20 protein-coding genes are annotated in these 20,725 nt (G+C 52.6%); 12 read left to right on the top strand and 8 right to left on the bottom strand.

From position 1 onward, the window contains the following. Nucleotides 1–7: 7 nt before the first annotated feature. The 4 genes from trkA to def form a co-directional block, all read right to left on the bottom strand. Nucleotides 8–1,393, bottom strand: a complete 1,386-nt coding sequence (trkA, locus tag ACJJIJ_RS18250; RefSeq protein WP_252083983.1) for a Trk system potassium transporter TrkA — start codon at nt 1,391–1,393, stop codon at nt 8–10. 30 nt (nt 1,394–1,423) lie between these two features. Beyond that, on the bottom strand, nt 1,424–2,731 hold the full coding sequence (gene rsmB / locus ACJJIJ_RS18255) for a 16S rRNA (cytosine(967)-C(5))-methyltransferase RsmB (protein ID WP_444938086.1): 1,308 nt from the start codon (nt 2,729–2,731) through the stop codon (nt 1,424–1,426). Continuing rightward, a complete protein-coding gene (gene fmt / locus ACJJIJ_RS18260) occupies nt 2,728–3,681 on the bottom strand; it encodes a methionyl-tRNA formyltransferase (protein WP_444938087.1) in 954 nt (317 codons plus the stop codon). The genes rsmB and fmt overlap by 4 nt, the downstream gene beginning before the upstream one ends. A 64-nt stretch (nt 3,682–3,745) precedes the next feature. Continuing rightward, nucleotides 3,746–4,252 carry a peptide deformylase gene (gene def / locus ACJJIJ_RS18265; protein ID WP_444887632.1) on the bottom strand — a complete coding sequence of 169 codons (507 nt, stop codon included), beginning with the start codon at nt 4,250–4,252 and terminating at the stop codon, nt 3,746–3,748. Between the two features lie 183 nt (nt 4,253–4,435). On the opposite strand from def, the gene ACJJIJ_RS18270 reads away from it, so the two are divergent. The 8 genes from ACJJIJ_RS18270 to ACJJIJ_RS18305 all read left to right on the top strand — a co-directional run bounded on the left by ACJJIJ_RS18270 (nt 4,436) and on the right by ACJJIJ_RS18305 (nt 11,797). After that, entirely contained in the window at nt 4,436–5,506 is a 1,071-nt protein-coding gene (locus ACJJIJ_RS18270; RefSeq protein WP_444938088.1) for a LysM peptidoglycan-binding domain-containing protein, read from the top strand. A 95-nt stretch (nt 5,507–5,601) separates the two neighbouring features. After that, nucleotides 5,602–6,747 (top strand): DNA-processing protein DprA, encoded by a 1,146-nt coding sequence (dprA, locus tag ACJJIJ_RS18275; RefSeq protein WP_444938089.1) that lies wholly within the window; start codon nt 5,602–5,604, stop codon nt 6,745–6,747. Nucleotides 6,748–6,836: 89 nt separating this feature from the next. Next, nucleotides 6,837–8,270, top strand: coding sequence for a catalase (locus ACJJIJ_RS18280; RefSeq protein WP_444938090.1), 1,434 nt, complete (start codon nt 6,837–6,839; stop codon nt 8,268–8,270). 277 nt (nt 8,271–8,547) lie between these two features. Beyond that, nucleotides 8,548–9,114 (top strand): L-threonylcarbamoyladenylate synthase type 1 TsaC, encoded by a 567-nt coding sequence (tsaC, locus tag ACJJIJ_RS18285; protein WP_444883279.1) that lies wholly within the window; start codon nt 8,548–8,550, stop codon nt 9,112–9,114. Nucleotides 9,115–9,142: 28 nt separating this feature from the next. Further along, nucleotides 9,143–10,048 (top strand): oxygen-dependent coproporphyrinogen oxidase, encoded by a 906-nt coding sequence (hemF, locus tag ACJJIJ_RS18290; protein ID WP_444883280.1) that lies wholly within the window; start codon nt 9,143–9,145, stop codon nt 10,046–10,048. A gap of 29 nt (nt 10,049–10,077) precedes the next feature. Further along, on the top strand, nt 10,078–10,530 hold the full coding sequence (locus ACJJIJ_RS18295) for a DUF6841 family protein (RefSeq protein ID WP_444938091.1): 453 nt from the start codon (nt 10,078–10,080) through the stop codon (nt 10,528–10,530). Further along, nucleotides 10,527–11,348, top strand: a complete 822-nt coding sequence (gene aroE / locus ACJJIJ_RS18300; RefSeq protein WP_444903522.1) for a shikimate dehydrogenase — start codon at nt 10,527–10,529, stop codon at nt 11,346–11,348. The genes ACJJIJ_RS18295 and aroE overlap by 4 nt, the downstream gene beginning before the upstream one ends. 38 nt (nt 11,349–11,386) lie before the next feature. After that, complete coding sequence (locus ACJJIJ_RS18305) at nt 11,387–11,797, top strand: hypothetical protein (protein WP_444903523.1); 411 nt, start codon at nt 11,387–11,389, stop codon at nt 11,795–11,797. A gap of 53 nt (nt 11,798–11,850) precedes the next feature. Here the strand turns inward: ACJJIJ_RS18305 and ACJJIJ_RS18310 are convergent, their stop codons facing one another. The 3 genes from ACJJIJ_RS18310 to ACJJIJ_RS18320 all read right to left on the bottom strand — a co-directional run bounded on the left by ACJJIJ_RS18310 (nt 11,851) and on the right by ACJJIJ_RS18320 (nt 13,950). Further along, nucleotides 11,851–12,369, bottom strand: coding sequence for a hypothetical protein (locus ACJJIJ_RS18310; protein WP_444938092.1), 519 nt, complete (start codon nt 12,367–12,369; stop codon nt 11,851–11,853). Between the two features lie 86 nt (nt 12,370–12,455). Then, on the bottom strand, nt 12,456–13,370 hold the full coding sequence (locus tag ACJJIJ_RS18315; protein ID WP_444883283.1) for a LysR family transcriptional regulator: 915 nt from the start codon (nt 13,368–13,370) through the stop codon (nt 12,456–12,458). A 25-nt stretch (nt 13,371–13,395) separates the two neighbouring features. Then, nucleotides 13,396–13,950, bottom strand: coding sequence for a gamma carbonic anhydrase family protein (locus tag ACJJIJ_RS18320; protein WP_444938093.1), 555 nt, complete (start codon nt 13,948–13,950; stop codon nt 13,396–13,398). 65 nt (nt 13,951–14,015) lie between these two features. Here ACJJIJ_RS18320 and ACJJIJ_RS18325 point away from each other — a divergent pair, with 65 nt between their 5' ends. From ACJJIJ_RS18325 to ACJJIJ_RS18335, 3 genes are read left to right on the top strand one after another with little or no spacing between them, the layout of a single operon-like run. Then, nucleotides 14,016–16,064 carry a M3 family metallopeptidase gene (locus ACJJIJ_RS18325; RefSeq protein ID WP_444938094.1) on the top strand — a complete coding sequence of 683 codons (2,049 nt, stop codon included), beginning with the start codon at nt 14,016–14,018 and terminating at the stop codon, nt 16,062–16,064. 35 nt (nt 16,065–16,099) lie between these two features. Further along, on the top strand, nt 16,100–16,375 hold the full coding sequence (locus ACJJIJ_RS18330) for a YheV family putative zinc ribbon protein (protein WP_444938095.1): 276 nt from the start codon (nt 16,100–16,102) through the stop codon (nt 16,373–16,375). Continuing rightward, nucleotides 16,375–17,205, top strand: a complete 831-nt coding sequence (locus ACJJIJ_RS18335) for a hypothetical protein (RefSeq protein ID WP_444938096.1) — start codon at nt 16,375–16,377, stop codon at nt 17,203–17,205. Before ACJJIJ_RS18330 ends, ACJJIJ_RS18335 begins: the two co-directional genes overlap by 1 nt. Nucleotides 17,206–17,483: 278 nt before the next feature. On the opposite strand, the gene ACJJIJ_RS18340 is transcribed toward ACJJIJ_RS18335, so the two are convergent. Then, the gene (locus tag ACJJIJ_RS18340) at nt 17,484–18,824 is read right to left on the bottom strand and encodes an MATE family efflux transporter (protein ID WP_444938097.1); all 1,341 of its coding nucleotides are present in this window, start codon (nt 18,822–18,824) and stop codon (nt 17,484–17,486) included. 740 nt (nt 18,825–19,564) lie between these two features. On the opposite strand from ACJJIJ_RS18340, the gene coxB reads away from it, so the two are divergent. Beyond that, complete coding sequence (gene coxB / locus ACJJIJ_RS18345) at nt 19,565–20,710, top strand: cytochrome c oxidase subunit II (protein ID WP_444883289.1); 1,146 nt, start codon at nt 19,565–19,567, stop codon at nt 20,708–20,710. Nucleotides 20,711–20,725: the final 15 nt, after the last annotated feature.

Consider the following 20,725-nt stretch of genomic DNA (forward strand, 5'->3'; position numbering starts at 1 on the left):
ATATGATTTAGAAAAAGCCGAAGCCAACCTGGAACAACTGCTCCACATGGCGTGTTTGGCGGCGATCCACCAGGAATACAATCACGTGATCGTCGCTTTGCACAATTACATCGTCGTGCGCCATCAAAACTTCGCTGCCATTTTCTGTTTCGCGCACTATGGCACCGATGGAGGCGCCCTCGGGCAGATCGATATCCTCGATTTTCTTTCCCACCACCTTGGAGGTGCGCTCGTCGCCGTGGGCGACAACTTCGATCGCCTCGGCGGCACCGCGACGCAGGGAGTGCACATTAACCATATCGCCGCGGCGCACATGGGTGAGCAGGCTGCCGATAGTATTTTGCTGGGGCGAAATGGCAATATCGATTTCACCGCCTTGCACCAGGTCCACGTAGGCGCGGTTGTTGATCAGGGTCATCACCTTGCGCGCGCCCAGGCGTTTGGCCAGTAGCGATGACATGATGTTAGCTTCGTCATCGTTGGTGAGTGCGAGGAAAACATCGGTGTCCTCAATATTTTCTTCCAGCAACAGCTCCTGGTCCGAGGCGCTGCCGTGCAAGATAATGGTGTGAGACAGCTCCTCGGATAAAAATACGCAGCGTTCATGGCTGCGCTCAATAATTTTAACCGAGTAGCGGTTTTCCAATTTGGTTGCGAGCCGCAGGCCAATATTGCCACCACCGGCAATTACCACGCGCTTATAACCGTGTTCCAGGCGGCGCAACTCGCTCATTACCGCACGGATATCGGCGCGTGCGGCGATAAAAAATACCTCGTCGCCGGCCTCGAGCACCGTGTCCCCCTGGGGAATGATCGGCCGGTTGCGTCGGTAGATGGCCGCCACACGGGTATCCACCTTGGGCATGTGCTCGCGCAGATAGCGCAGCTGATGGCCTACCAGAGGACCGCCCTGAACTGCCAATACAGTGACCAGCTGCACACGACCGCCGGCGAAATCCAGCACCTGCAGCGCGCCGGGGTGTTCCATCAGGCGTGCGATATATTCGGAAACCAGCTGCTCGGGGCTGATCAAAACGTCGATGGGAATCGCCTGGTTGTCGAATAACTCGGGGTACTGCAGATAAGAAGAGGCTCGCACACGCGCGATCTTGGTGGGCACACGGAACAATGAATGGGCAATCTGGCAGGCTGCCATATTGGTTTCATCGTTATTGGTGACCGCCACCAGAATATCGGCATCCTCAATGCCGGCATTCATCAGCACATCGGGATGGGAGGCGTGGCCGTTAACCACGCCAATATCAATGCGATCACGCAACTCGCGCAGGGTTTTTTCGTCGCTGTCCACCAGCACAATATCATTGCGCTCGGAAGCCAGAGCCTCCGCCAGTGAGCCGCCCACTTGGCCGGCGCCGAGAATGACAATTTTCATATCGGATGAGACTCGCGGCTAGCGCTGCTGTTATTCGGCCTTGCTGAGCAGAGCGTAGTAGAAACCGTCGCCGCCACCGTTATGGGGTAACAGTTGCATTCCAGCAACTTGTTTTTCACCCCAGGACTTACCGTGCAGCAGTTGCGGGGTATTGTCGCTCGCATCGTCGGTCTCCGCAACGAAGGCGGCGACAACTTCACTATTTTCGGCTGGTAACACTGAACAGGTGGCGTATAACAGACTGCCACCGGGTTTGAGCAGTGCCCAGGTGGCGCGCAGAATTTCTGCCTGCAGCTTGGCCAGCTCGGCGATATCCTCGGCCCGGCGCAGCAGTTTGATATCCGGGTTACGGCGAATCACCCCGGTGGCAGAGCAGGGTGCATCGAGCAGAATACGGTCATACTGCTGTCCATCCCACCAGGCATCCGGCGCAGCCGCATCGGCGCAAATTAACTGTGCGGAGAGGCCGCAACGTTCGAGGTTTTCCTGCACCCGATCAAGTCGCTCCTCCTCGATATCGAGGGCACTCAATTCTATAGCGGGCTGCTGCTCCAATAGATGGCAGCTTTTGCCTCCCGGCGCGGCACAGGCATCCAGCACCCGCTCGCCTTCACAGGGTGCCAGTAGTTGCGCTGCCAGCTGGGCGGATTCATCTTGTACACTCACCAGGCCCTCGGCAAAACCGGGCAGAATTCCCACAGGTACTGCTTCGAGCAGGGTGATGCCAACCGGAGAGAGGGTACAGGCCTCGGCGGACAGACCGGTCTCGTCGAGCTGCTGCAGGTAATCCTCGCGGGAAATGCGCGCGCTGTTGACCCTCAAGGTCATGGGGGGATTGGTATTGTTAGCGCGAAAAATCTCCGACGCTTGCACTGGCCAGGCGGCTTTGATCGCCTGTTGCATCCAGGCGGGGTGCATAGAGCTGAACTGGGGGTTGCCGGACAATTTTCGCTGCAAACGCTCGCGTTCGCGTAAAGCGTTGCGCAGTACGCCGTTGATCAGGCCAGTGGCGCGATCCAGCTTGAGACTGCGGGCGGCATTGACCGTGGCAGAGATAGCAGCGTGATCGGGGATACGGGTGTATTCCAGTTGATACAGGCCCAGCAGGATCAGTGCACTCACCAGGCTATCGCTGGGGGTTTTGCGCAGTAGCTTGGTAGCGATCAGTTGCAGGCGCGGGGCGGTGCGAGCACTGCCGTAGCACAGCTCGCGGAGCAGGGCGCGGTCGCGCTCCTCAACCTTGTCTTCGGCTTTAGGTAACAGGCGTGCCAGTGAACCTTGCGCTTCCAGTAGTGCGGCTACTACTCGGGCTGCTTCGGCGCGTACATCTCTATTCATAGTGATCCCAATTGTGCTCCGGGAGTGAACAGCGCCCGGTAGCCTTTCAAAATTTCCGCTGCGGGCAGCGCTTTTTTACCGGGTAGCTGAAGTACTTGCAGACGCAGGGCTTCGCGACCACAGGCCACCAGAATACCTTCGTCATCGCTGGCTAGAATGGTACCGGGCGTATCGCTGTGGCAGCCGCGTTCCAGGCTGGCGCTGTAGATACGCAGGCGTTGCTCGCCTTTACTTTCGCTATAGGTAGTCCAACACACCGGGAAGGGATTGAAGGCGCGGATCTGGCGCTGCAGTTCTTGCGCCGGGCGCTGCCAGTCGATGCGCGCTTCCTCTTTGCTGATTTTATTAGCGTAATTGGCTGTAGCATCATCTTGAGCCACCGGCTTGGCGACGCCTGAGGCTAGCTGCGCTAGGGCTTCAATCAGAGCCGGGCCACCGAGTTCGGCGAGCTTGTCGTGTAGGCTGCCTCCCGTATCTTTCTCAGTAATGTCACAGCGGCGCTCCACCAGTACCGGACCCGTATCAAGCCCGGCTTCCATTTGCATGATTGCCACACCGCTGTGGCTGTCTCCCGCCTCGACGGCGCGCTGAATGGGAGCGGCGCCGCGCCAGCGCGGTAGCAGGGAGGCGTGTACGTTGATACAGCCCAGTCGCGGGGTGTCCAGCACTGCTTGCGGCAGGATCAGTCCATAGGCCACCACCACCATGATATCGGCGCCGAGTGCCGCCAGCTCTTCCTGAGCTGCCTGGTCGCGCAGGCTCTGAGGTTGATAAACGGGGATATCGTGGGAGAGGGCCAGCTGCTTGACCGGGCTGGCCAGTAGTTTCTTACCGCGCCCCGCCGGCCTGTCCGGTTGGGTGTAAACGGCGATGACAGTGTGGTCGCTGTCGAGCAGCGCCTGCAGGTGCACGGCGGCAAAGTCCGGCGTGCCGGCAAAAATGATATTCACTGGCGGATTCTCAGATCGAGGGGTGGAGATGGCGCCGGGCCAGCCGGCGGCCAGTTCTTATAGATCAGGCGCGTCGGCGCTGGGACTTTTCCAGCTTGGAGCGAATGCGGTTGCGCTTGAGTGGGGAGATGTAATCCACGAACAGTTTGCCATCCAGGTGGTCAACTTCGTGCTGGATACACACTGCCAGCAGCCCCTCTGCCTCTATGGCAAAAGGTTCGCCGTTGCGATCCAGCGCCTTGACGCGCACCCTGCGCGGGCGTTCTACCGTCTCGTAGAAACCGGGTACCGACAGGCAACCCTCGTCGTACTGGTGGATCTCCGGGTCCAGTACTTCGATCTCCGGGTTGATAAATCCGTACGGCTCGCTGCTGTCTTCGGAAATATCCACCACCACGACGCGCTCGTGCACATTGACCTGGGTGGCGGCGAGGCCTATGCCAGGTGCGGCGTACATGGTTTCGAACATGTCGTCCAGCAGTTGACGGTGCGCGTCGGTAACTTCTGCGACGGGTTTGGCGATCTCACGCAGGCGCGGATCGGGAAATTCCAGTATCTCGAGTTTAGCCATAACACCTGTGACAAACTTCTAGTATTCGTTGAACGTGCGCTGATAACATTATGATCGCGCTCAATATTTACCGAGTGGACCCCGATTTTCGCTGGCGCCTTGCGCCCGAGGTCGGCCACATTTCCTATAGAAGGGTGGTTCGGCGCTGAGAATTATAGCGATAAAGAGCATAGGAATGCTTCCATGAAAAAAATAATCCTGGCCGCCGTCTCGATGTTGGCGGTCGCCCTTGGCACCCAAGCGCAGGATCAGGTGCGCCTGAACCCCAGCCATCCGGATGCCTATGTTGTGCAAAAGGGCGATACCCTCTGGGATATCTCCAGTGAATTTCTGGTACAGCCCTGGTATTGGCCGGAGATCTGGCAAGTAAACCCCCAGGTTGAAAACCCTCACTTGATTTACCCCGGCGACAGCCTGCGCCTGGTGTATGTGAATGGCCAACCGCAACTGCAGCTGCAGCGCGGCCCGCGGGCTTATCAATTGTCCCCCGGTGTTAATGGTAACCGCTTAACGCCGCAGATCCGTCGCGAAGCCGTGGAGGATGCGATTCCGGCGATTCCCCTCGATGCCATCAATGCCTTCCTCTCGCGCACCCGTATCGTCGAGCCCAATGCCTTCGAGGGTACGCCCTATATTGTGTCCGGTTCCGATAACCACATTCTGATGGGTGCCGGCGATACCATCTACGCACGCGGTGATTTTGAAGTGCCCCTGGCCTCCTACGGTCTCTACCGCCCGGGCCCGGTGTATGTGGACCCCGTCAGCAATGAGACTCTAGGACGCCAGGCTCTTGGGATAGGTGAAGTGGATTTGCTACAGCTGGACCCGGATAACCGCCCTGGATTCTCCGTCGCCACCCTGGGCGTGGCCAGCACCGCCCGCGAGATCCGTCTCGAGGATCATTTGATGCCGGTGGAAGAGCGCTCTATCGATGCACTCTTTCACCCCAGTGCCCCGGCCGTGACAGTGAATGGCTTGATTGTTGGTGTCGATGAGGGTGTGACTCAGATTGGTAAATTCGACGTAGTTATCCTCAACCTGGGTGAGCGCGATGGCATAGTGCCTGGCAATGTGATGGCAGTTTATAAGCGCGGTTCTTTAGTGCGCGATCGTATCGCCGGAGACAGCGTGAAACTGCCGGATGAGCGCGCTGGTGAGATGATGGTTTTCCGCACTTTTGAAAAGATGAGCCTGGCGCTTATTCTCGAAGCTGATCGCCCTTTGGCGGTGATGGACTCGGTGCGCAACCCCTAAATAAGTATTGAAATCGAGCGGTGCCTCTTGCTGTTTGGAGCGCCGCAAATCTGAAAACAACCCTTCCTGTAAAACAGACAAAATGGTGAGCCCGCATGGATGCGTTGACCGCCAGCATGGCCCTGCTGCGTTTAGAGGGCCTGGGCCCCGCCCGCTACTGGCAGCTGCTAGAGCATTTTGGCAGCCCCGATCGGGCCCTACTGCAATTCCCCCCAACTTTGTTGAGCAAACTACCGCCGCGGGCCCAATCCCAGTGGCGTGATTGTTGTCGTCTTGGCCTCCAGAGCGAATTGTTGGAGTGGGTGGCAGCCGAGCGCGCCCGCTGTGCACAAATCGGCGTGCAGCTGCTGTACCACGGTGATGCAGGTTTCCCGAATTTGCTCGCAGAGATCTCGCGACCACCGCCAATACTCTATGTGCGGGGCGAAGCTGCTGCTCTCACCTTGCCCCAAATCGCTATTGTCGGTGCGCGTCGCGCCACGACTTCTGGCCTGGATAACGCCCGCAGTTTTGCCATGGAGCTCGCCGGATCCGGTTTTGCCATCACCTCGGGGTTAGCACTGGGGGTAGATGCGGCCGCGCACCAGGGTGCTTTGCGGGGACAGGGAGCCACGATTGCGGTGCTGGGCAGCGGTGTCGACTCCGTCTATCCGCGTCAGAACCGCGCCCTGGCGGAAGAAATCCTGAGCGCGGGTGGCGCCATTGTCAGCGAACTTCCACTCGGCAGTAGCGCTGAGGCGAAAAACTTCCCGCGTCGCAACCGGATTATCAGTGGGCTCTCTATGGGAGTGCTGCTAGTGGAGGCTGCGATGCGATCGGGGTCGCTGATCACTGCGCGGCTGGCGTTGGAGCAAAATCGAGAGGTTTTCGCTATCCCCGGCTCCATCCACAACCCGATGGCCAGGGGCTGTCACCACCTGATTCGCGAGGGGGCAACATTGGTGGAGACCAGCGCAGATATCGCCGGGCAACTGGGGGGGCTGTTAGCGGAGCCTGCGGATAGTGAGCCCCTAAGCAATACCCCGCTGGATAATCACCAGCTGTCAGTGTTATTAGCCCTGCAGGGAGGGCTTCGCAGTATCGAGCAGTTGGCTGTGGATACTGGGGAGCCGGCGGGTGAACTGATGGCGCTGCTATTGCAAATGGAGTTGCTAGAGCTATTGGAGCAGCTGCCCGGTGGGTATCAATTGACGGCTCAGGGAGCAGCCTGTTGTCTCCAGAAAGAAGGCGTGGCCACCTGAATCCTCCCCTGAAGGACCAGCCGCCGAGCGATTCGCGAAGTCAAAGCGCTGCGTTAATACTCTGTGGACTCGAACACAGGAGGCAAGTCATGGCGAATAATTCCAAGCTCACCACGGATGCTGGCGCACCCATCGCGGATAACCAAAACAGCCTTAGCGCCGGACCGCGTGGCCCCCTATTGATGCAGGATTATCAACTGCTGGAGAAGCTCGCTCATCAAAATCGTGAGCGGATTCCCGAACGCACGGTACATGCCAAGGGCTGGGGAGCTTACGGTACTCTGCGGATTAGCGGAGATATTGCCAAGTTCACCTGCGCCAAGGTATTGCAGCCCGGTGCTGAAACACCAATGATAGCCCGCTTCTCCACTGTAGCCGGAGAGTTGGGGGCGGCGGATGCCGAGCGCGATGTGCGCGGCTTTGCCCTCAAGTTTTATACAGAAGACGGCAACTGGGATCTGGTGGGCAATAACACCCCGGTCTTCTTTGTACGCGACCCCTATAAGTTTCCCGATTTTGTCCACACGCAAAAACGTCATCCCCGCACGCATTTACGCTCCCCTACAGCCATGTGGGATTTTTGGTCGCTATCTCCAGAGAGCCTGCACCAAGTTACGATCCTGTTTTCAGATCGCGGCCTGCCAATTTCACCTATGCATATGAATGGTTACGGCTCCCACACCTACTCTCTGTGGAACAGTGCCGGCGAGCGCTTCTGGGTGAAGTTCCATTTCAAGACCCGCCAGGGGCACAAATTTCATACCGATGCCGAAGCGGAGTCAGTGATTGGCCGCACTCGCGAGAGTTATCAGGAAGCCCTGTTTGGTGCGATTGAGAAGGGTGACTATCCCAAGTGGAGTCTACAGCTACAAGTAATGCCCGAGGCCGATGCTGCCAAGACAAATTACAACCCTTTCGATCTCACCAAAGTGTGGCCACATGGGGATTACCCGCTGATTGAGATTGGCGAAATGGAGTTGAATCGCAACCCCGAGGATTATTTTGCCGAACTGGAACAGGCAGCCTTCTCTCCCTCAAACGTAGTACCGGGCATTAGTTTCTCCCCAGATAAAATGCTACAGGCACGAGTGTTTTCCTATGCCGATGCCCATCGCCACCGTTTGGGTACTCACTATGAGAGTCTTCCGGTAAATGCACCTCAATGCCCAGTGCATAACTACTATCGAGACGGCGAGATGAATACCAGCGGGATTCGCACAGGCAATCCCGATGCCTATTACGAACCCAACAGTTTCAACGGCCCGCAGCAAGACCCCAGTGCCAAGGAGCCGCCACTAAAGCTTTCCGGTGCTGCCGATCGCTACGATCATCGCGAGGGCAACGATAATTACGGCCAAGTGCGGGCGCTTTTCAATCTTTTTGATGACGCCGAAAAACAGAGACTCTTTGGCAATATTGCCAGAGCCATGGCCGGAGTTCCGGATGAGATAGTACAGCGACAATTGACTGAGTTTCACAAGGTGCATCCGGATTATGCTGCTGGTGTTAAAGCCGCATTGTGAGCTGGGCAAAAGTTTCATTACCGATCATTTAAAGAAGGGTTGTCGATAAACCACAGCTTCTGTGGAGACGTTTGGCAACATCTTGTGCGCGGCTGCGCAATCCGCTAGATTTTGGCGCTTGTCCCTACTTTGACAGTTGAGAGAGTTGAAATGAGCAAGCCTTTTGTAGCGATCCTGATGGGGGCCGGCCCCGATCTGCCAGTTATGAAAGCCGCCTTCGGTGTACAGGAGAAGTTAGACATTCAACAGTGCGAAGCGAAGTAGCAGCGATACTGTCATGAGGTACTCTCCGCTTGCTGTACAGAAGGCTGCCCGTGCTCTTGCGGCGGGTGGTGTTATCGCGCACCCCACCGAGTCCGTGTGGGGCCTCGCCTGTGATCCAAATAATCTGCAGGCCGTAAGGCGCCTGCTGCGCCTGAAGAACCGCCCACTGGAAAAGGGTCTGATCCTGGTTTCCGGTGAGGAGGAAAGTTTTAGTCAGCTGCTCGACCCACTCAGCGCCGAGCAGCGCGAAAAGATGCGGGAAACCTGGCCTGGACCCGTGACCTGGCTGGTGCCCCATCGCGACCGCATACCCTATTGGGTCTGTGGCGCCCATCCCGCAGTGGCCCTGCGTCATACCGACCACTCTTTTACCGCTGCGTTAACAAGGGCTTTTGGCGGTGCTATCGTATCCACTTCTGCCAATCCGGCGGGGTGTCAACCTGCCCGGCACAAGTACCAGGTACTTCGCTATTTTGGTGATGCCCTCGACTTTGTCGGCGGTGGTTCCACCGGGGGCCGAAATTCCCCTAGTGAGATTCGCGACCTGCTCAGCGGAGAGCAGTTGCGGGCGGGCGGATGAATTCTTTAAAACGAGTTAGTGTTTCCCAATGAGTGATATTGATACCAAGGAAGTAAAGGGCTACCTGCTGGATCTACAGGATCGAATCTGCAGCGCGCTGGGTAGCGAGGACGGCCTGGAGTTTCACGAAGACGCCTGGGAGAGGCCCGGCGGCGGGGGCGGTAGAACCCGGGTGTTGGAAGAGGGAAATTTAATCGAGAAAGGTGGGGTCAATTTCTCGCACGTCTATGGTGACGGCCTGCCGCCCTCTGCCACGGCCAGCCGCCCAGAGTTGGCTGGCTGCTCTTTCGAAGCGATGGGGGTTTCTTTGGTGATCCACCCGCGCAACCCCTATGTACCCACAAGTCATGCCAACGTGCGCCTGTTCGTGGCCAAAAAGCCTGGCGCCGAGCCGATCTGGTGGTTTGGTGGGGGCTATGACCTCACTCCTTACTACGGTTTCGAAGAGGATGTGGTGCATTGGCACAATACTGCAAAGAGCGCCTGTGCGCCCTTTGGTGAAGAGATCTATCCGCGCTTCAAGCAGTGGTGTGACAAGTATTTTTACCTGAAGCATCGCGATGAGGCCCGCGGAGTAGGCGGCCTTTTCTTCGATGATTTTAACGAAGGTGGTTTTGAAAACGCTTTTGCCCTAACTCGCGCCGTGGGTGACAGTTATTTGGATGCTTACCTGCCCATTATTCAAAAGCGCAAGGATACGTCTTACGGCGAACGCGAGCGGGATTTCCAGCTTTACCGCCGCGGCCGTTATGTGGAATTTAACCTGGTATTCGATCGCGGCACCTTGTTTGGCCTGCAGAGTGGTGGGCGCACCGAATCTATCCTTATGTCATTGCCCTCGCTGGTGAGTTGGAAATACGACTGGCACCCAGAAGCAGGTTCGGCGGAGGAAAAACTCTACACGGATTTTCTGCCGCATAGGGACTGGGTATAACCCCAGATCAGGCACTACGGAGGTTCGCTGTGCAACAAACGCGATTGGAAGCCATCAACTCGCTATTTTTGGATTACAGGCGTCACTTTGAGACCGGGGATGCGGAACAGATAGCGGACTATTACCGTTTTCCTCTGCATTATTACCGTGAAGATGGCAACAAACTGGCGGTAGATCGCGGCGCCTTCGTGCAGCAGGTTGAGAAGCTGCTCAACGCTTATAAGCGCCTGGAGGTATGCCAGATACTCGGCACTGTCACTGAAATCATCGAATTGAATGATTACAGCAGCTTGGCCAGTGTACGCTGGACCCTGTTATATCACAGAGAAGAAGACGATAAGACCCTCGAACTCTACAGTTCACACACACGTTACCTGCTCACTGATACCGAGCAGGGCCTTAAAGTCGACGCTTTAGTACTGGTCGATGAAAGTGCCAAGATCCGCGAGGCGGTCAGGGCGCGCAAGAGGGCCCAGTCGTGAGTGACCGCTATGCAGTGGTAGGCAATCCCGTCGACCACTCCCTGTCTCCACAAATTCACGCCGCCTTTGCCGCCCAGACCGGCGAGGACCTGGTATACGAAAAGATACTTGCCCCTCTCGATCGTTTTACTGAGTCGGTACAAACCTTTTTTGCCGAGGGTGGGCGCGGCCTCAATGTGACAGTGCCATTTAAGCTTGAAGCTTGCGAGCTGGCTGATGCGCTTACCGAGCGCGCGGCCGCTGCCGGTGCGGTGAACACCCTGGTATACGGAGAGAGTGGAAATCTGCTGGGCGACAATACCGATGGCGCCGGCTTGGTTTCAGATATCCGCAACAATCTGGGTTGGACAATTCAGGATAAGCGGGTGTTACTTCTGGGGGCCGGTGGCGCCGCCCGCGGAGCCCTATTGCCGCTGCTGGCTGAGCATCCCTCACAGCTACATATCGCTAACCGCACCGCCGCTAAAGCCTGTCAGTTGGCAGATGAGTTTTCCCACTATGGGGCTATGACTGCAGGCGGACTGGATCAGCTGTGTGGAGGTTTTGACCTGGTTATCAATGCCAGTTCGGCGAGCCTGGGTAACCAGTTGCCCCCCCTGCCTGAACACCTTTTTACAAGCACTGGTCGGGCCTATGACATGGTCTACGGTGCAAAGCCGACGCCTTTTGTACACTGGGCCCGTGAACTGGGGGTTGAAGCAGCCGATGGTCTCGGCATGCTGGTGGGGCAGGCCGCGGAAGCCTTCTATTTATGGCGCGGGGTGAAGCCCCGTGTTGAGCCGGTGTTGGCGCAGTTGCGGCGAACACTAACAGCCTGATTAATGCGGCTGAAGTTATAACAACAAAAATTAAGAGGATGCTGGTTGTGCGCGAGTGGTTGCGTAATCTCTCTATGTGCTTTGCGGTGGGTTGTTTCGGCGGCCTTTGTTATGCCCTGGGTCTGTGGGCTATGGGCAGCTACGGGTTTACCCGCTGGTTGGGGGTAGACTTGGCACCGCACCTCAGTAACGCTTATCTATACCAGCGTATCGTTTGGGGTGGGCTCTGCGGTCTGTTGTTCTTGCTCCCCTGGCGCAATGCTTGGCTATTGCGCGGTGCTTTATTATCACTGCTACCTGCCGCTTTCTTGCTGTTCTACCTCCTGCCCCAGCGTGGCTATGACTATGGCGCTTTTGTGCTGGGAACTATGACTCCGCTAGTGATCGTTCTCGCCTGTGCTATTGGCGGTATTGCCGCATCCGCGCTGCTGCGACTACAGGGTAAGTAAAGTAACTGAGGCCAGTTAGGCACCGCCGCAAGTGACTGCGGCGGCTGCTCCAATCAGGCCTCAAACTCAATTTCGATAAGGCTACAGCTCTGGGTGTGGCCCATAGCTCTCTTGATAGTGGGATATACAGAGGCGGTGGCGACGCTGACGCCCAGCTCGATTCGCTGTTTTTTATCCAGCTGCTCAGAGATCCGCTGGTCCAACAACGGATCAATATTTTTGTAACTGGCCAGCGCGGTGGCAAAGTCAAAAATATCCTTGAGAGGCTCCGGTAAATTACTGCCGCCCTGAATGCAGGCCTTCACCAATTGCGGAGCGACATTGGCTTCCAACGCCATGCGCACATTCAATTGCAGGCAGGCACCGCAGTCCGCCACCTGCATGGCGGCCAGTTTGCTCACCCAAAAAACCTCCAGCGGTAAGAATTCCCGGTGCATCGACAGGGGCTGGAACTGTACAAATTTTTCAAAGCCCTTTGGAGACGAGCGTAAAAACTCTTTTAGATACTCCATGTCGTAGCGATATTTCTTGGAGAAGGCATCCATTTCTTGCAGCTGCTGCTGTTCTGTCATCTCTATGGCTCCTATTGCCGGTGATAGAAAGTCGGACCTCCTCGGTCCCGCAGCCAAGTTTTATCGGTATTGATGTTAGATAAAAATTAATAACCATCGGACTTATCGATAGGTGGGCTGTAATAATTACCGTACAGACGCCGAGCTTCCCGGGCGAACCAAAGGCCGGCTTTGCCTTGAGCTGTTTTTGCCGACCACAACAGGTCGACATCCAGGCTCCAGGCGCTCAGTGCGCTGGTGAGTTTCAGCTCCACCAGTTTTCCACTTTTGAGGAAAGGGCGAGCCAACTCATAGGGCGCGTTGACCCAGCCTATGCCTTTGCAGGCCAGATCCAGGGCCTGTAGCAGGGAGTCGCAGACCCAGACCTGCGACGAGAGCTGCCAGCGTTGTTGGCCCTCCTCCATGGCTGCGATTATTTGCCGGTGGCGCGCGGCCTCACGCAGAGAGCTAGGCTGCTGATGCGCCAGTGGATGGTCCGGTGTGGCCAGGCAGAGAATTTGTTGGCGTCCGAGTGTGTTGAACTCTAGTGCGCCCGGGTAGCTGCCGCCGCTTGTCACAAACGCAAAATCGGCTTCGCCTTTGGCGATACTTTGCACTGCCTGATGATGACTGGAACTGCGCAGTTGCAGCTGGGTGTGGGCAAAACGCTGGCTGAAGCTTGCCAGTACATCGTTGAGGCGATCGGGCATCACCAACTCCTCAAACAGGATACGCAGCACGGGTTCCTCGCCGCGCTGGTAGGAGTCCGCGGCCTGCTGAAAACGCTGCAGCTGCCCCAGCGCTTGGCGGGCAAGCGGCAATAGGGCCATGGCCGCAGCTGTGGGGTGTGGGAATTTTCCGCTACGGTCGAAAAGGGCGAGTCCCAGGTCCAGCTCAAGATTCTGAATACAGGCACTTACCGAGGATTGAGCACGCCCCTGTTCGCGGGCAACAGCGGAGAAAGAGTCCAGCTCGCAGGCGCGTACAAAAGTATGCAATTGATCAGTATTCAGATTGAGCATGAGTGTCGAATCGTCCGGCGATGAGTTATTCAATATCCTGGCGGAGATATTGATCCTTCAGATTCACATAATTTTGCGCAGAGTAGCTAAAAAACGCCTTTTCCTTGTCGGATAACGGGCGGGCTTTGCGGCAGGGGGAGCCCACATAGAGATAACCGCTCTCCAGGGTTTTTCCTGGTGGTACCAACGCGCCGGCTGCTAAAACGACCTCGTCTTCTATAACCGCACCGTCGAGTACTATGGCGCCGATACCGATCAAAATCCGGTTGCCGATGCTACAGCCATGCAGACAGGCCTTGTGGCCAATTGTGACGTCTTCGCCGATTGTCAGCGGCCACCCCTCGGGATTAAACGGCCCAGCATGGGTGATATGTAATACTGCACCGTCTTGGACACTGGTGCGGGGACCTATCTGAATCCGATGCATATCCCCGCGTACCACCGCCATTGGCCATACGGAGCAATCATCACCCAGCGTGACATCGCCAATCACAGCTGACTGTGGGTCAACAAAAACACGATGGCCAAGTTGCGGGGATTTCTCGCTCGCAGAATCGTTGTGGCTGCGCAGTGGGGACATAAAGAAGCTCCTGTACAATGAATCCTCTATCATAGCTGTATCCTATTTCGAGCACAGGGTCCCGTATGTCCAATCCATTGTTGAATATCCCTCTACTGCCACCGTTCACCCAGCTGCAGCCCGAGCAGGTTGAGCCTGCAATTGCAAAACTCATCGGAGACTGCCAAGGGCAGTTACAAAGAGGCTTAGAGAACCCTGGCTGGGAGAGCACCTTGCAGCCACTTGAACAGGTTCAGGATCAACTCAACCGGGCCTTCTCTCCGATCAGTCATCTCAACAGTGTACTGAGTGGTGAATGGCGAGCGCCCTATGAAGCGGCGCTTGCTCAGGTAACTGCCTATTGGACTGAGCAGGGGCAAAACCGCGAATTGTACGAGGTGTATCAACAGCTGGCGGCATCGCCTGATTTTGTGAGCTGGCCGCAGCCGCAAAAGAAATCTGTAGAGTTGGGTTTACGGGATTTCGAATTAAGTGGGGTCGGCCTGGAGGGTGAAGCTCGGGAGCGCTTTGCAGCCAATAGCAAGCGCCTGGCTGAACTTTCCAGCCAGTTCGCCAACAATGTTTTGGATGCTACCAATGCCTGGACCTGGCATACGGAAGATGAGGCAGATTTAATTGGCTTGCCGGAAACCGCTATAGCGGCGGCGAAAAGTTCGGCAAACACAAAAGGCAAAAGTGGTTGGTTGATCACCCTAGAGGGTCCGAGCTATTTGGCGGTAATGACTCATGCGGAGAACCGAGAGTTGCGCCGGTTGGTGCATACCGCATTTGTGAGCCGTGCCTCTGAGGTTGGGCCCAACGCTGGAGAGTTCGACAATTCAGGAGTGATGGAATCTATCTTGGCACTTCGCGCAGAGCAGGCCCAGCTATTGGGAATGGCTAATTACGCCGAGTTGTCTCTGGCCAGTAAAATGGCGCCAGATTGCGAAGGCGTATTGGAGTTTCTCAATGACCTGGCGAAGAGAGCCAAGCCCGCAGCCGAGCGGGAAATGGCTGAACTACGCTTATTTGCCCGCGAAGAGTATAAGTTAGAAGAGCTTCAACCTTGGGATATTGCTTGGGTTGCGGAAAAACTCAAGCAGCAGCGTTATGCCATTAGCCAAGAAGAGCTGCGCCCTTACTTCCCTTATGCCAAGGTTCTGGAAGGTTTATTCGCCGTAGTGGAAAAGCTCTTTGGAGTTGCTGTGCAGGAAGACACTTCTGTGGAAACCTGGCATAAAGATGTACAGTTTTTCTGGCTCTATCGCAATGGTGAACGTATTGCGGGCTTTTATCTGGATGCCTTCGCGCGAGAGAAAAAGCGTGGGGGTGCCTGGATGGATACTGTTGCCACACGTCGCCAAGGTGAAGAGGGCTTGCAGCTGCCCATCGCTTATTTGGTGTGTAACTTTAGCCCCGCAGCGGGAGATATGCCCTCTCTGCTAACACATTACGAAGTCACTACCTTGTTTCACGAGTTTGGCCATGGCCTGCATCACATGCTAACGCAAATTGCTATAGCGGCGGTTTCGGGTATCAATGGTGTGGCCTGGGATGCGGTAGAAATGCCTAGCCAGTTCCTGGAAAATTGGTGTTGGCAACCTGAGGCGATCGCCATGATCTCTTCTAATTACCAAACTGGAGAGCCGTTGCCTGCAGAATTACTAGAAAAAATGCTTGCGGCAAAGAATTTCCAGTCCGCCATGTTCACTGTGCGACAACTGGAGTTTGCAATTTTTGATTTTCGACTTCACGCCAGTGAAGAAGTGATGGATACGCAGAAAATTCAGCAGCTAATGTCAGAGGTACGCACCGAGGTGGCTGTAGTTCCCGTGGCTAAGGAAAATCGCTTCCAGCATGGTTTTAGCCATATTTTTGCCGGTGGCTACGCTGCAGGATATTACAGCTATAAGTGGGCAGAGGTGCTCTCAGCAGACGCCTTTTCACTATTTGAAGAAAAGGGTATTTTTGACAGTGCTACTGGCGAGAGTTTTTTGCATTCTATCCTCGAACAGGGTGGCAGCCGGGATGCTTTAGACCTGTTTGTAGAATTCCGAGGTAGAAAACCCGATGTTGATGCACTATTGCGTCACTCAGGTATTGAGCAGCTTGAATTAAATATCAGCCCGGCCTGAAAAGGCCGTTAAGTCATGCATGTTGAGCAGTAACTATGGTCGATCAGGAAAATTCCGGTGGGCATTCCAAAAAGTCCAAAAAACGATTTATTGCTGGCGCTGTTTGCCCACGCTGTAGCGAGATAGATCGTATAGTCAATTACCAGGAGGATGGAAAAAATTTTCGTGAGTGTGTTTCCTGCGGATTTAAAGATGAAATACGCCTGCAGTCCGCGTCTTCTGAGCTATTAACCCGGGTTAGTACTGGGCAGAGAAAAGAGGCGAGTGAAGAACCGATAAAATTTATTCAACCTACCAAAAAAAATAAGTAGTGAAAAAGGCAATTGTAGTTATAGCCGTGCTTGCCATTGCAATTATTGCTGGCTTGTACGGCCTAAATCATTATCGAAAAATTCAGAAACAGCAACTGGAGCAGACCTCACATCTATTGGCCAGTTGCGTCAACCAAGGACTTCTCAGCCTATTTCGTTTACAGGCAAATGATTGGCACAAGAATCCAGGCTTTGTTCTGCAACAGCAGCGATCACTTAATGAGAGTGTCGAAGGGCTACCGGAAAAGATTTTAGAGGGAAAATCCTTTAAGAAATGGGAGTATGCTGTCGATATCTGTAATAAATTAACAAGAAATAGCAATTTACAACATATTACTATTTTCAGACCGCTAGCCGACCTCGCTTCATTTGAAATGTCAGATGCTGCTACGTTTAAAAGTAGAAAGTCACTGAGAAAACGTAAGAAAACTATTGGTGCACTGAGAGAGTCAGCACAGGCAGCGGATAGATACCTGAAAGATTTACGCAGTGATATAAGTACTCAGATGAAAGTTTATAGATTTTCTGATGAAGAAAAAGCATTTATTCAAAAACAAATAAACACAGAAATTCTGGACTATTATCAGAAAGGGGATTTTTCACTTAATAATGCCAATGTATATCTTGAAAGATTATCAACCTTTTATAAGTTGATGGCCGAAAATCCGAAAGCTTACACTGTGCGTAGTGGCAGTCTTTATTTTTATGATCGCTCTCTAAGAAGCAAAATTGATATTTTGAATCGAGCAATTTTACAAGGAGAAAGCGAGTTCTTTTCCAACTACACTCAGATTTTGGTCAGTAAGCAGATAAGAGCTTTGGGGTTTTAAAAAATTGTGAGCGGGTATTAATACATTATTGTTCCCGCTCAATATTTGTCATCCTGAGATTATTGTTTTTATTTCCTGAAACCATGAGTTTCATAGATCAACAAAACTCCGGAAAAATTTTTAGACATTGATTTCTAATGGTTTTCAATCTAATCAATTTTTGTACATCATCTCCGATATAAATTCAGTATCATACTACTCTATTCTGTATTCAGCTGAATAATTCAGCTTATTACAAGCCAGAAACCCTCTAAAACTTAATTTATAAAAGTATTAAATTATTTCTTAATCCATGTGTCGGTTACAGTGTAGTATCGAAAGTAAGCAACAAGGCCTAAAGATCGTGCGCCAATCCACAAAAAAAGACTAAACCATATACCATGGTTTCCCCAATCTCGAGTTAACCACCAGCTTGGGAAAAAAATTAGAATAGTAGCTATAAACATAGTATTGCGCATTTGTCGGCTTTTTCCGGCGCCAATAAAAACACCATCAAGTTGGTAACTCCATACGGCTAATAGCGGCAGAGCGCAAAGCCACCAATAAACGTTATTTACTTGCTGGATCACACTAGAGAGATCTGTAAACAACTTTATTATTATTGGCTGACAAAATAGGAACAATAGAGTAATAAAGAGTGCACTTCCTAAAGCCCAAATGCCTGCGGCATTAACCATTTCCTGAAATAGTTTTTTTGATTTTTTTCCTATTGATTCACCTACTAATGCCTCAGTTGCATGGGCAAAGCCATCCAGCGCGTAAGAAGTCATCATTAATAGTTGTAATAATATTGCATTGGCTGCAAGGGTGGAGTCTCCTTGGGCGGCCCCTTGAGCAGTAAAGAATGTAAATGTTAATAACAGCAGGCAGGTGCGAATAAATAAATCTGTATTGATTTGTAGTAACTCAAACCAAGGCTTCCACTCTATCCATGGTTGAAATTGAGGGGTTTGAAGACACTTTTTTAATGCTATCCAAATTTTAGGATTAACACGCTTAAGTAAAAACAATCCCATCAGCAAGGCGAAAGTGTCGGCACAAACTGTGGCTATCGCAGCGCCTTTTGCCCCTAAACCAAGACCGAGAATAAAAAGAAAATCCAAAAGGATATTGAGTATATTTGCTGCTAGCAAAATATATAGTGGAGCCCGGCTATCCTGTCGGCCTATAAAGAAACCCAGTATGGCAAAGTTAACTAGTGCAAGAGGAGCACTTATCAGACGAATCTGTAAATAAGCCACTGCATGCGGGCTGGCTGCACTACTGGCATTCATCCAACCAACAATATTGTCTAGCAAAGGATAGGTAATAATCTGAAGTAGTATCCCTAATGCCATTGCCAATAGTATTGCTCTTAGCAACCATTCAACACCACCATCCTGACTGCGTGCAACGACACCAGTGGTGCCCATGCGAAGAAAACCGAAGGCCCAAAGCAGCATTGTCATAACACTTGCGCCAATGGCTACTCCAGAGAGGTAAACGGCCGAAGAAAGGTGACCGAGAATTGCGGTATCTACTGCCCCAAGTAAAGGAACTGAAATATTACTAAGAATCATAGGCCAGGCAAGATTCCAAACCCGACTCATGCTTCTTGAATCAATTGTTAGGTACTTCATAGGGGCTACTTATGATTAATAACTGTAAGAAAAAAAACGTATCAGTTTGGAGTTTTGTCTGATGTATTTTAAGAGGGATTAGTATCGTTTTGGCGCATAAATCATCTGTTACTAAGCTGTCGATTATACCTTATTGTTCAATTTGATGATTGTTGAAGGCAGGATTGGACAGAAGGGAGCAATAAAGGAGAGCAATTTTATACAAGCAATAAAGTGGTACTGAAGTGGAGAGTCTGTGTGAATGCACAACGCAAATAATCTTTTTAATACAAATTAATCGTCCCGGGACAACAGAACTTGAGCTTATTGCAAAATAGGAGTTATATCATCAAATAATGATTAAATTTATTTGAAATTTCCTATGCAGGAAGCTGGTTTGAGCATAATTTATCGCTATAAGGCCTGATTGACTTTTCATTGACAATATGTTCCTGTTGTACCTGCAGTAGTTGCGACAAATAAAGAAACACAGGTTGTTGGTTGTACCTTCCGGGCGACGACATCTGAAGTAAAAATTTTTTTACTAAAATAACAAGTTGCACTGACGGCAGTAATGCGGGGATGTCACCTCGTCCAGTGTATGTAGTCTTGTGTTACTACAGTATGTCCAAAATTATTGAGTGGATTTAACCCTGTAACAGTACATAGACAGGGCTATTTCAGCTATCCGTGAAGGCCGGCGGCCAAAAATAAAATTCGGGTTTTCGAAGGAAACCCGCAACCACGGAGATCTGTAGGCGATGTTGAGAGGCTTTGATCGGCTGTTCGCCTTGCTGGCCGCTTCGCTATCTGTCCAATCCGTAATGGCGGAAGAGCAGGCTGTTGAGCGCTGGGGGGTCAATATGCCCAAAGGGGTGACAGAAGTTGCCCAAACGACCTATGAATTACACATGCTGATTTTCTGGATTTGTGTAGCCATTGGTGCTCTTGTATTTGGTGTCATGTTTTACAGTATGTGGCGTCATCGTAAGAGTAAGGGGTACAAGGCTGCACAGTTTCATGAAAGTACAGCTGTGGAGCTGGTGTGGACAATAATTCCCACTGTCATTTTGATTCTCATGGCTATTCCTGCGACCAAAACCCTCTATGAGATCTATGATACCGATAAAGCGGATCTTGATATCATGATTACGGGGTATCAGTGGAAGTGGAAATACGACTACATTGGTTCGGATGTTACTTTTTTCTCAAATCTCTCAACCCCACGCAGCCAAATTAATAACGAACAGCCAAAAAGCCCAAACTATCTATTGGAAGTTGATGAACCCTTGGTTGTTCCTATTAAGAAAAAAATTCGATTCTTAATTACTGCCAATGATGTGATTCATGCTTGGTGGGTACCTGACCTAGCTGTAAAAAAAGATGCTATTCCAGGTTTCATTAATGAATCCTGGACACGTATTGAAGAGCCTGGAATTTATCGTGGGCAATGTGCAGAACTCTGTGGCAAAGATCATGGATTTATGCCGATCGTGGTAAAAGCTGTTCCCCAAGAAGAGTACAACGCTTGGCTGGATGGGCGAGTAGCCTCTGCAGTAAAAATGCGCGAGCTTACGGGAAAAACTTTTACTTTTGATGAGCTTTTTGCACAAGGGGAAAAAGTCTACAACAGCATGTGTGCAGCCTGTCATCAGCCAAATGGAAAAGGGGTTCCCGGCGTATTTCCAGCGATTGCCGGATCAAAAATTGCGACAGGTCCCCTGAATACCCATCTCGATATAGTCATTGATGGATCACAGGTAAACCCTGCCATGCAAGCATTTGGAGAACAGTTATCTGAGGTGGATATAGCCGCAGTGATAACCTATCAACGCAATGCCTTTGGTAATGAAATGGGCGATACGGTTCAGCCCGTTGATATCCTTAATTTTAAGAATAAGCAGTAAGCGCTGGGGGATTTT

The organism is Microbulbifer mixtoriginis (SeqCode), assembly GCF_052467945.1.